Raw genomic sequence first — 13,138 nt, 5'->3', positions numbered from 1 at the left:
CTGCGCCCGATGTGGGGGCGGGCCGACCCGGCCTGCCCTCGGGCGCGTAACAGAACCGTGTGCGGCACGCGCGCCCCGGCGTTGACGTACGGCGTGCAGCAGTAGGTGATGGGCGGGGAGGTCCTCGCCGGCGCCCGCGCGGTGCTCCACAAGCCGTTCGTTCCGCGCGCGCTCGAAGTCAGGCCGGCATCCCGGAGCAGGACGCGCAGTACCCCTGGCCGGGGCTGGTCGCGCCGGCGGCGTCCAGCGCCAGGGTCGCGTCCAGCTCGTCCACGGACGGCTCGCACAGCCTCGCCTGCGGCATGAACGTCATCCACCGCTCGGTCACTCTTGCCGCCGGACCCTTTCGGTCGGCCTCAGTTCACTGCCTTCTTCACGAGTGCGCTGATCAGCTGTTCGTCGGCCGCGGTCAGCTCCTTCAGGGCGTAGGCGGTCGGCCACCTGGCGCCCTCGTCGAGTGCCGCCTGGTCGCTGAAACCGAGGGTGGCGTACCGCGACTTGAACTTCTCCGCGCTCTGGAAGTGGCAGACGACCTTGCCGTCCCTGGCGTACGCGGGCATCCCGTACCAGAGTTTGGGCGCGAGGTCGGGAGCGGCGGTCCTGACGATCTCGTGGATCCGCTCGGCGAGGACCCGGTCCGCTTCCGGCATCTCGGCGATCTTCGCGAGCACGTCCTGCTCCGCTGCCGCCGCCGCGTTCTTCTGCTCGCGTGCATGCTCCTTCATCGCGGCCCGCTCCTCGGCGGTGAATCCGTCGTACTTCTCGGCGGTCGTGCCGGAGTTCTCTGCGGGCGACTTCGTGGACGGCTTAGCAGGTTTCCTCTCGTACAAGGTGAGACACGGCGGTGCGGAACTACAGGATCGGAAGTCAGGAGGGCGTGGGAGCGGGCGGCGCGGCCGCCTCCCAGGCGAAGCCGTCCGGGTCGGTGAAGGCGTCGGCGGTGCTGCCGAGGGCGATGCGGTGCGAGCCGGTGCCGTCGGCGGGGACGCCGAGGTCCTTGGCCAGCGCGCGGCGCTTGTACAGGGCCAGTTTGACGGGGCTGGACTGATCGGGGGCGAACTCGGCGTACTTGCCGCCGAAGCTCTTGGCCACGGTCAGGCCTCGGCCCACGTAGAACTGCCTGGTGGCCTTCACGTCCTCGACACCGAGCAGCAGGACGACCTCGTCGATCTCGCGGGTGGCGGGGCTGGTGTCCTTCTTCGCTGAGGTCGCGATCTTCCAGATCGTCCCGTCCGGGGCCTGGACGACGCCGCCGTAACCCCACAGCGACTTCGTGGCGGGCTTCAGCAGCGCGGCACCGGCGTCCACGGCGGTGGCGACGAAGCCGTCGACAGTGGCCGGCCCGGACACCGTGAGCGCCAGGGTGAAGCCGCGAAAACCAGTCGAGTGCGCGTCGGACGGCCGCAGGCGTATGTACGTGTCCACGCCGAAGGCGTCATAGAAGCGGCGGGCGGCCTCGAGGTCGGCCACCTCAAGGGTGACGGACGCGAGGACCGCGTGGTCTGCGGTGGAAGTGGTGGTTGCCATGTCCATCACGCTAGAGGCTGGGCAGTGGCCGGGGCTTCTCGAATCCTGACCGGTCTCGCCGCTTGCCGGGCCACGCACGCCGGCATCCCCTCCACCGTGATCGCCGAGTCCGGGTCACGGGCCGTATCGCCGGTATCGGCAGGGTCGGACGCAGATCCGGTCGGTGGAGGACTTCGAGTGGCCGAAGAGCGGGGCGAGTTGGCGTAGCGTCAAGTTCATGCGCCAGTAGGCCGCGACCAGCAGCACCCGGTCTTCCGGCGGCAGGCTCCAGGGCCGCCGCGCCGCGGCTCGTCCGGAACCTTGCGCCGCACCACGGTCATCAACTTGCCGAAGCAGCGCGGGCTACGGGGTTGTCCTGGACGGCTCCGACGCCGTGATCACAACAGCCGCAGCAAGATCATTCCACTGTGATTGAGCCCTCCATCCGGTCAGGATGGGCTCCGGACGCGAATGCGAGGATGTCTCGGACCGCTTCGCGCAGACTGCCGAAGTGGCGATGCACGCCTTCGACTGCCGTGGGGGCGTTGACGCCCCACACCGTCATCCCGGCGCGCAGACCGGACTGCACCCCGGAGGGGGCGTCCTCGATGACCAGGCAGTCTTCCGGCTCGGCACCGAGTCGCGCGGCCCCCTGCAGATACGGCACCGGCGACGGTTTGCCGTCAGCCACGGCGGCCGCATCCACGACAACCTTCGGGACCGGCAAACCAGTTCGTACGAAACGTCCACGCACCCGGTGCTCGTAGTTCGAGGTCACGAGCGCCCAGGCCCCGGGCTCCAAAGTGTTCAGCAGTTCCGAGGCGCCATCGAAGGCCGTATATGAGCCGGCCCGGACGTCCTCGTCCTCCAGCTCATGGAGTGCGGCCAGGCACTCCTGGGGGTCCCGGTCCGGGGCGACCTGCGCGAACGTCTCCGTCGGCCTCGTCCGCAGCGCCACTCGGTACACCTCATCGGGGTCCAGTCCGTACCGCTCTGCCCACGTGCGCCAGACCAGGCGCTGATTGTCCACGGCATCGATCAATGTGCCATCGACATCAAACAGGACATACCTCTTCGCGCCGGGACGGCGGGGTTCACTGATCACGCCCCGATCATGCCATCAGGCCCTGAGCAGGCAGTTTGCGGGACAAGCCTTTGCCCAGATGGCGAGCGAGGGTATTCACTGGGTCACAGTCGGCTCGGACGACGGCTGCCACTCCCGCCTGATCAGCCCGTAGACCCACGAGTCGGAGACCTCGCCGTTGACGATGCAGTCTTCCCGCAGCGTCCCTTCGCGCACGAAGCCGAGCTTTTCCAGTACGCGGGCAGAAGCCAGGTTGCGTGTATCGGTCTCGGCTTGGACGCGGTTGAGGTCCAGTGTGTGGTATGCCCACCGCAGCAGGGCATGTGCGGCCTCGGTCGCGTAGCCGTGGCCCCACGCTGCATCGTGGAAGCAGTAACCGAGCGCTGCGCTGCGGTAGTCCGGATTCCACCTGGTCAGGCTGCACCAGCCGATGAACGCCCCGTCGGACTCACGCTCTACGGCCAGCCGCGCCCCGGTGCCCTCCTGTGCCATCTGCCGGCAAGCCGTGATGAACCTCTCGGCGCGCACGCGCTCGCTCCACGGCGGCGCGTCCCAGTAGCGCAGCACGTAGGCGCTGCTGTGCAGTGCGAAGAGGCTGTCCACATCCGCGTCGTCGAAGGCACGCAGTCGAAGGCGAGTGGTGTGCAACGACGGGGTGGGCAGCGACGTCCTCACGTTCCCTCCTTGGATCGGTGGCTGGTTCATCAGACATCCGATGCAGGTCACTCGCAACGGTGTTCTTCGGTCTGATCGTTGCGGACTTCCTTGCCCGTCGCCGGAGCCGCGCGTCGTGGAGGGAGGGGAGGGTTGTCGGGGTTCATGGGGCGGGAGTGAAGAGCTTCCAGTGTCCCTCGGAGACGACTTCCACCCTGCTGTCGGTGACTTTGATGGCGGTGTCGTCGTCGATTGCGTAGGCGGGGCCTGCGATCTGAGCGGCCCATCGCCGTGCGTCGGTGATGGTGTTTTCGGGCATGTCGGGGCGGCTCAGGTGCGGGAAGATCGAAAAGTCGACCAGCCCGAGTGTGCGGAGGTCACCAGTGGGTGGTGTCCAGTCGGTGAAGCGCTGCCCGATGCGGGGGGTCAGCACCAGGCTTCCGGCGCTGAATCCCACGTAGACCATCTCGGTCAGTGATGGCAGGAGGTCGGCCAGTCCGGACTGCCGCATCCAGTGGCTCAGGTAGAGGGTGTCGCCGCCGTTGACCAGCAGGACATCGGCGTCTTGCACCCACTGGATCCAGCGTTGCGTGTCGATGCTCTGCAGCGCGGTGAGTTCCAGTACTCCCACGGACTTCCACCCCATATCGGCCCCACGCAAAAAGTGCCATGGCCCGGCCGGTCCGTAGGAGCTGCCGTAGCCCGCTGTGGGGATGCACAGCGCGTTGGACCGCGCGATCGGTTGGCCCAGAAGGTCCACCAGCGCGTTATGGATGGTCGGGTTGGTGATGCCGGCAGACGTGAGAAGAAGTCGCATGATGTCCCGAACTCAGTGCGGAAGGAAGGTGGTTGGCACCGTACCGGCCGCTTTCGAGGGTTGGCGTCCACGGCTGGAGGCACCGCTCAGGATGCCCGTGGTGCGTGGTGTCGTGAGTCGGCGTGCGGGCTGAGCGGTGAGCCCCGGAGGTCGGGTCGGCCGAGTCGCTCCCGCGGGCACCCCCTTTGCGGCCTTTTGGCCATGTCGCGTCAGATCATGCTGCCCAGTGGTGGATGACGTCCCGGGCCCTGTCCGTGCTGCTGAAGGTCGCTTCGGCGATCTTCGTCGTCGGCAGGTCCTGTGCGGACAGCAGTACCGTCTGCGCTCCGTCAGGTCACTGGCGAGCCGGAGCCGCGGCGCATGATCTTTCAGCAGCCGTCGGCCTCGTCGTCCTCGATCTCGCGTCAGCGCACCCGCTCTGCCACGCGCAGACGGTAGGGGTTGCGCGTCTTCAAGTCCTCATGCTGGGCTGGTGTCTTGCTCGCGCAAGGCCGCCTCCGGCCGGGTGATGTCCTCGGTGTCCTTCTTGCGGCGGGGCCGTCCCGGGACCCAGACGGGCATCATCTGCTTGATCTCGATCTGGGCGCGGGGACTGATGATGGCGTACCGCTGTGCTCCCACGCGGCCGGAGGAAGCATCGAGCATGCCCTCCGGCACACTTCCCCGGCCCACGGGCTTCCGGCGACCACAACGGGCCCGAACCGGTCCTTGGCCAGGAGAGCGAAGCTGCTCTTCACGCCCTGCTTGCGGAAATCGAGTCGCTGGTCGACAGGTGGCCCGGACAGAGGTTCATAGCCGGCACGCAGCAGGCCGGTGGTCAGAGCGGAGGCGTCCTTCGCCCAGGCGAACCAGTCGATGTCCCCATGGTCACGCGTGACCTCGCCGATGAAGAAGTCCATGGCCCGACCCCCGCGGAGCCATACCTGCGCACCGAGAGCCTTCGCGATCTCCAGCGTCTCGCTGATCAGCCCAAGCTGCCGAGCGCTGCGTTCTCTGTCCACAGCCGCGCAGGCTACGCCGCAAATGCCATCCTCAGCAGCGCGATTTCCGGCTGCGAGAGCGGACGAACGATGCCTGATGCGGCGCTGGTCCGAAGCGTATGACGGGACCGTCCCACACCTGGCCGACCTGACGGTAGCGTGATCGACATGACGGCTGAGGGCGGGACGGCAGAGGGCGAGGCTCTGGCAGGTGGCCTGCTGAACGCGGGTGCGGTCTTCCGCCGCGGTGCCCTGGTGGAACGCCCGGCGCCGCGCACCGCGCGCGCCCTGCACGCCCATCTCCTCGCGCTCGAGGAGCAGGGGTTCGACGCGGCTCCCAGGCCGGTCCGTCTCACCGCCGACGGCCGAGAAGAGCTGACCTTCATCCCGGGCGATGTTGCTCTGCCGCCGTATCCCGGCTGGGCGATGACCGAAACCGGGTTGAGGTCGGTGGGCAGCCTGCTGCGACGCCTGCACGACGCCAGCGCGAGCATCGCCGTTGACGCATCCGCTGAGTGGCCCCGGTCGCTGGCCGATCCGGCGGGAGGAACGATGCTCTGCCACAACGATGTGTGCCCGGAAAACGTCGTCTTCCGCGACGGCCATGCCGCAGCGCTGATCGATTTCGACCTGGCGGCTCCCGGTCGGGCCGTATGGGACGTTGCCATGACCGCCCGCTACTGGGTTCCCCTGCTCGATGCCACCTCGGCGGCGGCTTTCTATCCCGCGGGGCTGGACGCCCCGCGGCGACTGCGGATCCTCGCCGACGGCTATGGTCTCTCCCTCAAGGAGCGTGCTGAACTGCCCGGCGTGACCCAGGAGGCCACGGCCTCCTGCCGGGCCTTCGTCGCCGGCCGGGTGGCCGACGGTGACCCCGTCTATACCCAGGCGCTGTCCGAGCGCGGTGGTTGGGAGCGCTGGGATCGCATTCAGGAGTGGCTGGGGGCCCACCGGGAGACGTTCACGGCTGCCCTGTTGAAATGAAGGCTCGGAGGGGAGAGCAAAAAGCTGAGCGTGTGTGAAAGCGTGTTCGCGTGCCGCGTATGCCGGTGCGACGATTCTGGGAGTGCTCTGCCGGAACGTCACGTTGTGTTGCGCAGGGCGCTCCATGTGTCGTGTGCCACGACACCGTCGGCGCTCAGCCCCCGGTCGGACTGGAAGGTCCGGACTGCGGTTTCCGTGTCGGGTCCGAACTCGCCGTTCACGCCGGTGCTTCCCACACTGTATCCGCGCTTGGTGAGCATGCACTGCACCTGCTGTACACGTTTGCCGCTGTCCCCGAGGCGTGTGCGTCCGTTGCCGGAGTAGTACGGGCACTCGGAGAGCCATGGAGTGGTGTCGGCTGCGGAGGACGGGCTGTAGGCGGACGGGGCGGGGGAGAGGGAGGTGTCCGGCGTGGTAGCCGGGGCAGAGGCGTCGTGGTGCTGGTCGTCGGCTGATCCTGAAGCGCTGGGCCGCAGGGCGGAGCCGGTCGTGCTCTCGCGCTCTTCGGCTGCGGCGCCGTCGACGTCCGGGAGGGCCTGTCCGTTCGTGCTGTGGGGCACGTGAGCACTGGAGTCGCCCCGGGGCGCGGTGCCGACGGTCTTTGTTGCACCGCCTTTCGCGGAGTCGGTGGCGGGAGGGCTCTGGCGTGTGAGCAGTAAGGCAACCGCAACAATGGCGCAGGCCGAGATGCCGGCGATGGTGATCAGCCACGGCTTTCTCCGGGCCTGGGCAGGGACTGTCGTCGGGCCGTCTGCGGCCACGAGTGGGGGCTCCACGACAGCTGGAGCATGTTCAGGCGTCTGCGCGGGCGCGACCGGCGGCAGGCCACCGGGAGACGCCGAAGGGGTCATGCGTGCGACAGGCATGCGGTACAGCGCTTCGTACGCCCGCTGTCGGGCCAGCACCTTGCCGCCCAGTGGCTCCGGCCAGGTGGACAGGACGGCGCGCGCTTCGGCCGCCCCGATGAGCTCCTGTGGGGTGGGCCGCAGCTCGGGCTCCTTGGCCAGGCACGCGGTCAGCAGTGAACCGAGCTCCGCGTCCGCCGTCGAGATCTGAGCGATCACCTCGGGACGGGGGTCCTCGAAGGCCACCCGGTGCATCACGTCGACGCCGGTCCCGTCGCCGAACGGCGCCTGCCCCGTTGCCGCGTAGACCAGCGTCCCGGCCAGCGAGAACACATCCGACGCCGTGTCGGACAGTCCCTCCCTCAGATGCTCGGGCGACATGTAGGCGGGAGTCCCCACCCGGTTTCCGGTGCCGGTGATCGCACTCGCGTCTGCGGCCTTCGCAATGCCGAAGTCGATCACGTGCGCACCCCGGACGGACAGCAGTACGTTGGACGGCTTCAGGTCCCGGTGGACGATTCCCTCGACGGTGAGATCTGCGAGTGCCTGCCCCAGCTCTGCCACCAGCCGCCAGACCGCGGCCGGCTCCAGGGTGCCCCCCTCCTGTACGGCTTCGGCCAGATCGAAGCCGGGGAGATACTCGGTGGCCATCCACAGCAGTTCGTCGTCGAAGCCGGTGCCGGACAGCCGTGCAGCGTGCGGTGTACGAAGGCGGGCGTGCACCGCAGCCTCCCGCTCGAACCGGCGCCGGAACCTGGGGTCCTCCGAGTATTCCGGCCTGATCACCTTCACCGCGACCAGACCGGGGCTTTCGTCCGTGGGACGGGCCAGAAAGACCCTTCCCATGCCACCACTGCCGAGCAGCGCCATCGGCGCATAGGGGCCGACGCGCCTTGGGTCGCCGACCCGCAGTGGAGAGGCACCGGTCTGCCGCAGCGCGGCAGCCCCATCGTCCGCCGGCACCGGCCGCTCTCCTGACAAGAAATCTCCCGAAGTCACGTTCGACGTACGTCAGTTCACGCGAGTGGAAGACGAGGTTAACGCCAGTCCGTGCGCGTGTTCAGGGAATCGCTTACTTCTGTCGCGCGGGCCACGGAGCGCGGAGATCGCGTGCGCGGCGGATCCCCCTTTTGACGCTTGCGGGGTGCCCGCGTCCGCTGCGTGTCACCGGGCCGAACTGCTGGAAACTGCCGTCTGCGACGGCCCTTACGCTCACGCTGCCGCGCTGGTACACATCCTCGGCTGCCGCCGGCGGCCGTGGTGGCCCGCGTGATGTACCTGGGGCCGCAGGGATGCAGGCAAGCCCACGCGGGAGGACGCCGTCGCCCTCGGCGATTCCGTCAGGGGCCCGTCACATGGGGAGCGAGAACAGCCGCACTGGTCCTGAGGGCCACGGGACGTCGTCGCGCAGGGGCGTCACCAGGGTTCGCAGCGGCATGGTCGCCAGTCGGCCTTCGGGTTGTTCGACGAGTACGTCCTTGTCGAGCGGGTGCCATCCGAGGCGCTGGTAGAGCGGCACGAGGGGAGGTAGGCAGAACAGGACTGCGTGCTGAGGGCCCATCGTGCGGGCGTGCTGCAGGGCAGCTGTGACGACGAGCCGAGCCAGGCCCTGGGCTTGCATGTCGGGTGCGACGGCGACTCCGCCGACGCCTACCCGCTGCCGCGGATCACCGACCTCGAAGAGCTGGTCCCCGCGCTGGCGGCCCTGCTGCCGACGCTGACAGCCCTGGCCAGCTCGCCCCCGGACGGCAGTCCCGAGCTCCTGACCTGAAGTACGCAGTGCCGGCGAGCACGGAGGGCGGACAGTGCTCAAGGCCGGGTGTTGGTGAAGCGGTCGGTCGCGCCCCCGCTGCCGCGTTACGGGGATCATGCACCGCTCGTGCAGCGGGTTCTCCGGGGCAAGCCGTCCGGCGGCGCCTTCCCTGAGCGCCATCGTCAGTCTTGGCAGGCGCACCCAGCGGTGCTCTTGGCCTCGCTCGCGGTGATGGACGGGTCGGTTGCCAGCTCGGCTGGGGTGCAGCAGGAGGTGACGCCGCAACAGGAATCGTTCGCCGCGGAGGCGTCCGGCCCGGTGGCGGGCTTGGTGGCGCGGACGATGGCGGAGTGCATGCCGTCGGCGACCGGGTGGGTCGGGGTGATTTCGATGTCCGTGAAGCCGGCCGCCTCCAGACCTGCGCGGTATTCGGCGAAGGAGAGAGCGCCGGCGATGCAGCCGACGTAGTCGCCGCGCTCGGCCCGTTGTTCGGTGGTAAGGGTGTCGTCGGCGACGACGTCGGAGACGCCGATCCGGCCGCCGGGCCTCAGTACGCGGAAAGCCTCGGCGAACACGGCGGGCTTGTCGGTGGACAGGTTGATCACGCAGTTGGAGATGACGACGTCGATGGTGTTCGCGGGCAGCGGGACGGCTTCGATGGTGCCCTTGAGGAACTCGACGTTCGTCGCGCCGGCCTTCGCCGCGTTGGCGAGGGCCAGGGCGAGCATCTCGTCCGTCATGTCCACTCCGTACGCCCTGCCGGTCGGGCCGACGCGGCGGGCGGAGAGCAGGACGTCGATGCCGCCGCCGGAGCCCAGGTCGAGGACGCGCTCGCCCTCGCGTAGTTCGGCGACGGCGGCGGGGTTGCCGCAGCCGAGGGAGGCGGCGACGGCCTCGGCGGGCAGGGCGTCGCGCTCGTCGGCGGCGTACAGGGCGGAGCCGAAGTTCTGGTCGACCTCGGCCGGCTCGGGCCCGCAACAGGCGGCGGAACCCTCGGTGACCTTCACGGCTGCCGCGGCGTACCGCCGGCGTACGGTTTCGCGCAGGTCGGTGGTGGTCTGCTCGCTCATGTCTCACTCCCCGGTGTCGGGCTCAGCAAGGGAAGCCCGGAACGGCCTGTATTGACGTTCGTTGATGCAACCTTGCGCCTTGAATCGAAGAATGTCAATATAGAGGTATGCCGAAACAAGAGCTTGAGGTGATCGGGCAGGACGCCGTCTGCTGCCCGGGCCTGTCCGCCGCGCCGCTCGACGAGAACCAGGCGGCGGATCTGGCGAAAGTCTTCAAGGCCCTGGGCGACCCGGTGCGGCTGCGCCTGATGTCGATGATCGCCTCACGCGGAGTGGGCGGGGAGGTGTGCGTGTGCGAGCTGACTCCGGCCTTCGACCTGTCCCAGCCGACGATCTCGCATCATCTCAAGCTGCTGCGCCAGGCCGGCCTGATCGACTGCGAGCGCCGCGGGACCTGGGTCTACTACTGGGTGCTGCCCGGCGTCCTGGACAAGCTCGCCGCGTTCCTGGCCACCACGCAGCCGGCCGGAGTCACCGCGTGAACACACCGCTCGGCCGCCGCGTCACCGTCGTGGTCCACGGCCGCCCTGTTCCCTGCCCGGACGAGGTCGTCGTCCTGCACGGTGCCGGAACCCGCCGCCTCCTGACCGATCCGTTTTCCCGAGAAAGCCCCTGTTCATGAGCTCTTCCACCGCGCCGCGTCCGTCGGTGTTGTTCGTCTGCGTCCACAACGCCGGCCGCTCCCAGATGGCCGCCGCGTTCCTCGCTCACCTTGCGGGCGACCGCGTCGAGGTGCGCTCCGCGGGCTCGGCTCCCGCGGACGCCGTCAATCCGGCCGTGGTCGAAGCGATGAGCGAGGTCGGCATCGACATCTCCGCCGAGACGCCGAAGATACTCAGGGTGGAGACCGTGGAGGCATCCGACGTCGTCATCACCATGGGGTGCGGCGACGCCTGCCCTGTCTTCCCCGGCAAGCGGTACCTCGACTGGCAGCTCGATGACCCGGCCGGGCAGGGCGTTGATGCCGTACGCCCCATCCGCGACGCGATCGAGACCCGCGTTCGGGGGCTGATCTCGGAAGTGGCACCCGACTGACGGCCAGGTCACCCGCGCTGGTTCAGGGACCTCCTCCCAGCGCGTTCTGACGCTCCGTGCACTCGACGAGTTCGTCGATGCGCAGCCCACGGGCGCTCCCCGCATCAGGCTGCGTCCCATCTCCTGCAGCGGCCACCACAAACACAAAGGCAAGGGACGCGGCACCTTCGCCCGGAGGGACTATCGCGACCTGGTCGTCCGGGCTCGCATCCACCTCCAGGCACCTACCGTGCTGATCTGGGGCAATTTCGATACTCGTCGTACAGCCAGGATGCGTGAGTACGCGGCCGCAAACGACTGGCTTCCTGTCATCCAACTGTCCTGCTTTGCACCGGACTTGACTCCGGTCGAGGGTGTCTGTCGCTGTTACGGCACGGATCGCCGGCCAGCACCGCGGAGGCGACCACCGGTCTGGTGCGTCGGCCCGAGGGCGGCGGACGCCGGCCTCGGCACTCGCGGTGGTGCCACGGTGTCGATCACACGCGAGGCCGGTTCAACAGCCGGGAGAGCACGATGGCGCTCTCGGTCCGTTCCACAGGAGCGGTGGCACGCACGCGTTGGATGGCCTGTTCCAGGTGGGGGATGTCTCTGGCGAGCATGTGGACGACTGCGTCGGCGGCGCCCGAGACGGTACAGGCTTCGACGACCTCGGGGATGGCCTCCAAGGCTTGGCGCAGTTCGGCGGGGGTGGGATTGCCGGTGCAGTAGACCTCGACGAAAGCCTCGGTATGCCAGGCCAACGCCTGAGGATCGAGGCGCGGTGAAACCGCGGATCGCTCCGGTGGCCACGAGGCGGTCGAGACGCCGCTTGGCGGCGGGCGCGGACAGCCCGGACGCCTTGCCGATCTGGGCGTATGTGGCCCGCGCGTCGTGCAGCACGTACCGGATGATCGCTTGATCGATGGCGTCCATGTCCTCACTCCAGACGTCAGAACCTGCGGTCCAGCGCAAGAAATGGTCATGGGTCCGCTGACATTGCAAGAAATCAACAGTCGGCAGCAGTAAATGGCGATTGCTTGCGTTGTCCGTCGAACATAGTCTCCGGCTTGTCCTGATGTCACGTGCTGGGAGCAGTGTTGAGATGACAGCAAGCCTGAGCGATGTGGAAGCCTCGGCCCTCTCCGCGGTGGACGAGGCAGCCATCGCCCGGCTGCTGCTGGAACTTCTCGCGGTTCCGAGCGTCACGGGGAGCGCCGCGGAGTCCGAGGTTCAGCACGTCCTGGCCCGGTATCTGAAGCGGATGGACCTCGATGTCGACCTGTGGTCCATGAACCTGCCCGAGCTACGTGATCATCCCCGTTTTCCCGGCAGTGAGGCCCCGCGCACCGAGGCGTGGGGCCTGGTGGGCGGCACGGTGCCCCAGGGCGACGGGCCGACCCTGATCCTCCAGGGGCACGTCGACGTGGTCCCTTCCGGGGACCTGGCGCGTTGGGAGGGTGACCCCTTCCGTCCTCGGGTCACCGGGGACGTGGTGCGCGCACGAGGAGCGTGCGACATGAAGGCGGGTGTGGTGGCGATACTCGCCGCCCTGGCCGCGATACGGGAGGCGGGCGCAAGGTTGCGCGGTCAGGTGTCCGCGCATTTCGTGGTCAGCGAGGAGGACGGGGGACTCGGGGCGTTCGGCACCCTCCAACGCGGCCACACCGGCGACGCCTGCATCATCACCGAACCGACCAGCGGCGCCGTCATGACTGCGAACGCCGGCGCCCTGACCTTTCGCATCCACGTACCCGGCCGGGCCACCCACGGCAGCACCAGATACGTGGGAGTGAGCGCCATCGACGCATACCTGCCCATCCACCGCGCGCTCGCCCATCTGGAAGCCCGCCGCAATGTCGGCGCCGACCCGCTCATGTCCGAATACCCCATCCCCTACCCGCTGTCCGTCGGTACCGTCCATTCCGGCGACTGGGCCAGCAGCGTGCCCGACCTCCTGGTGGCCGAGGGAAGACTGGGCGTCCGGCTGGGCGAGGATCCGGCCCAGGCACGCACCGAACTGGAGGCGTGCGTGGCCGAAGCCTGCGCGGCCGACCCCTGGCTGCGCTCCCATCCCGCCACTGTGACGTGGCCCGGCGGGCAGTTCGCCAGCGGACGGCTGCCGGCCGGGCATCCGCTTGCGGCTCAGGTCGCCGACGCGCACGCCGATGTCACCGGCGGGCCGCGACCTGCGGAGCGAGGCGCCCCCTACGGCAGCGACCTGCGGCTGTACTCCGGGGCGGGCATCCCCACGCTGCAGTACGGCCCCGGCGACGTACGCCTCGCACACGGTCCGCAGGAACAGGTCCGCGTGAGCGACATCGTCACCGTCACCCGGGCACTGGTGCTCGCCACACTGCGCACGGTCGGCACCAGGTAGTAGCCCGCAGCCTCACGTCCTACCCGCTGCTTGTGACCCGGTGGAAGTGACTGT

Annotated in this window: 15 protein-coding genes and 3 pseudogenes; 5 read left to right on the top strand and 13 right to left on the bottom strand. The window is 68.8% G+C overall.

Going from position 1 to position 13,138, the window contains the following annotated elements; translation table 11 throughout:
- Positions 1 to 178 precede the first annotated feature (178 nt).
- The 9 genes and pseudogenes from ACIBW9_RS35465 to ACIBW9_RS35425 form a co-directional block, all read right to left on the bottom strand.
- Positions 179 to 304 (bottom strand): hypothetical protein, encoded by a 126-nt coding sequence (locus ACIBW9_RS35465; RefSeq protein WP_398961107.1) that lies wholly within the window; start codon positions 302 to 304, stop codon positions 179 to 181.
- A 52-nt stretch (positions 305 to 356) separates the two neighbouring features.
- Entirely contained in the window at positions 357 to 725 is a 369-nt protein-coding gene (locus ACIBW9_RS35460; protein WP_398961182.1) for an iron chaperone, read from the bottom strand.
- Positions 726 to 867: 142 nt separating this feature from the next.
- Positions 868 to 1,533 (bottom strand): glyoxalase, encoded by a 666-nt coding sequence (locus ACIBW9_RS35455; protein ID WP_398961106.1) that lies wholly within the window; start codon positions 1,531 to 1,533, stop codon positions 868 to 870.
- A gap of 147 nt (positions 1,534 to 1,680) precedes the next feature.
- Positions 1,681 to 1,959 (bottom strand): annotated as a pseudogene (locus tag ACIBW9_RS35450) (transposase family protein); the annotation flags it as partial.
- A complete protein-coding gene (locus ACIBW9_RS35445) occupies positions 1,925 to 2,611 on the bottom strand; it encodes an HAD-IA family hydrolase (RefSeq protein WP_398961105.1) in 687 nt (228 codons plus the stop codon). The gene ACIBW9_RS35445 and the pseudogene ACIBW9_RS35450, both read right to left, overlap by 35 nt.
- Positions 2,612 to 2,686: 75 nt before the next feature.
- Positions 2,687 to 3,295 carry a GNAT family N-acetyltransferase gene (locus tag ACIBW9_RS35440; protein ID WP_398961104.1) on the bottom strand — a complete coding sequence of 203 codons (609 nt, stop codon included), beginning with the start codon at positions 3,293 to 3,295 and terminating at the stop codon, positions 2,687 to 2,689.
- Between the two features lie 112 nt (positions 3,296 to 3,407).
- A complete protein-coding gene (locus tag ACIBW9_RS35435) occupies positions 3,408 to 4,061 on the bottom strand; it encodes a Type 1 glutamine amidotransferase-like domain-containing protein (protein WP_398961103.1) in 654 nt (217 codons plus the stop codon).
- Positions 4,062 to 4,520: 459 nt separating this feature from the next.
- The gene (locus ACIBW9_RS35430) at positions 4,521 to 4,706 is read right to left on the bottom strand and encodes a hypothetical protein (protein ID WP_398961186.1); all 186 of its coding nucleotides are present in this window, start codon (positions 4,704 to 4,706) and stop codon (positions 4,521 to 4,523) included.
- Positions 4,622 to 4,960, bottom strand: a complete 339-nt coding sequence (locus tag ACIBW9_RS35425) for a hypothetical protein (RefSeq protein ID WP_398961180.1) — start codon at positions 4,958 to 4,960, stop codon at positions 4,622 to 4,624. The genes ACIBW9_RS35430 and ACIBW9_RS35425 overlap by 85 nt, the downstream gene beginning before the upstream one ends.
- Positions 4,961 to 5,209: 249 nt before the next feature.
- On the opposite strand from ACIBW9_RS35425, the gene ACIBW9_RS35420 reads away from it, so the two are divergent.
- Positions 5,210 to 6,025, top strand: a complete 816-nt coding sequence (locus ACIBW9_RS35420; RefSeq protein WP_398961179.1) for a phosphotransferase — start codon at positions 5,210 to 5,212, stop codon at positions 6,023 to 6,025.
- A 98-nt stretch (positions 6,026 to 6,123) separates the two neighbouring features.
- Here ACIBW9_RS35420 and ACIBW9_RS35415 read toward each other — a convergent pair whose 3' ends face one another.
- Both ACIBW9_RS35415 and ACIBW9_RS35410 read right to left on the bottom strand, forming a co-directional pair.
- Complete coding sequence (locus tag ACIBW9_RS35415; RefSeq protein ID WP_398961102.1) at positions 6,124 to 7,833, bottom strand: protein kinase; 1,710 nt, start codon at positions 7,831 to 7,833, stop codon at positions 6,124 to 6,126.
- Positions 7,834 to 8,221: 388 nt separating this feature from the next.
- A pseudogene (locus ACIBW9_RS35410) lies at positions 8,222 to 8,524 on the bottom strand (GNAT family N-acetyltransferase); the annotation flags it as partial.
- Between ACIBW9_RS35410 and ACIBW9_RS35405 the strand changes: the two are divergent.
- Entirely contained in the window at positions 8,441 to 8,641 is a 201-nt protein-coding gene (locus ACIBW9_RS35405) for a hypothetical protein (protein ID WP_398961185.1), read from the top strand. The pseudogene ACIBW9_RS35410 and the gene ACIBW9_RS35405 sit on opposite strands and share 84 nt — an antisense overlap.
- A 164-nt stretch (positions 8,642 to 8,805) precedes the next feature.
- Here the strand turns inward: ACIBW9_RS35405 and arsM are convergent, their stop codons facing one another.
- A complete protein-coding gene (gene arsM / locus ACIBW9_RS35400) occupies positions 8,806 to 9,693 on the bottom strand; it encodes an arsenite methyltransferase (protein ID WP_398961101.1) in 888 nt (295 codons plus the stop codon).
- A gap of 107 nt (positions 9,694 to 9,800) precedes the next feature.
- On the opposite strand from arsM, the gene ACIBW9_RS35395 reads away from it, so the two are divergent.
- Positions 9,801 to 10,175 carry an ArsR/SmtB family transcription factor gene (locus ACIBW9_RS35395; RefSeq protein WP_398961100.1) on the top strand — a complete coding sequence of 125 codons (375 nt, stop codon included), beginning with the start codon at positions 9,801 to 9,803 and terminating at the stop codon, positions 10,173 to 10,175.
- A 136-nt stretch (positions 10,176 to 10,311) separates the two neighbouring features.
- Positions 10,312 to 10,728 carry an arsenate reductase ArsC gene (locus tag ACIBW9_RS35390; RefSeq protein WP_398961099.1) on the top strand — a complete coding sequence of 139 codons (417 nt, stop codon included), beginning with the start codon at positions 10,312 to 10,314 and terminating at the stop codon, positions 10,726 to 10,728.
- 476 nt (positions 10,729 to 11,204) lie between these two features.
- Here the strand turns inward: ACIBW9_RS35390 and ACIBW9_RS35385 are convergent.
- Positions 11,205 to 11,640, bottom strand: a pseudogene (locus ACIBW9_RS35385) (Lrp/AsnC family transcriptional regulator).
- 169 nt (positions 11,641 to 11,809) lie between these two features.
- On the opposite strand from ACIBW9_RS35385, the gene ACIBW9_RS35380 reads away from it, so the two are divergent.
- Positions 11,810 to 13,084, top strand: coding sequence for an ArgE/DapE family deacylase (locus ACIBW9_RS35380; protein ID WP_398961098.1), 1,275 nt, complete (start codon positions 11,810 to 11,812; stop codon positions 13,082 to 13,084).
- Positions 13,085 to 13,138 lie beyond the last annotated feature (54 nt).

Source organism: Streptomyces sp. NPDC049541, assembly GCF_044465725.1.
In the GTDB taxonomy this organism is placed as follows: Bacteria; Actinomycetota; Actinomycetes; order Streptomycetales; family Streptomycetaceae; genus Streptomyces.
This window is presented reverse-complemented; position numbering and strand designations above follow the sequence as displayed.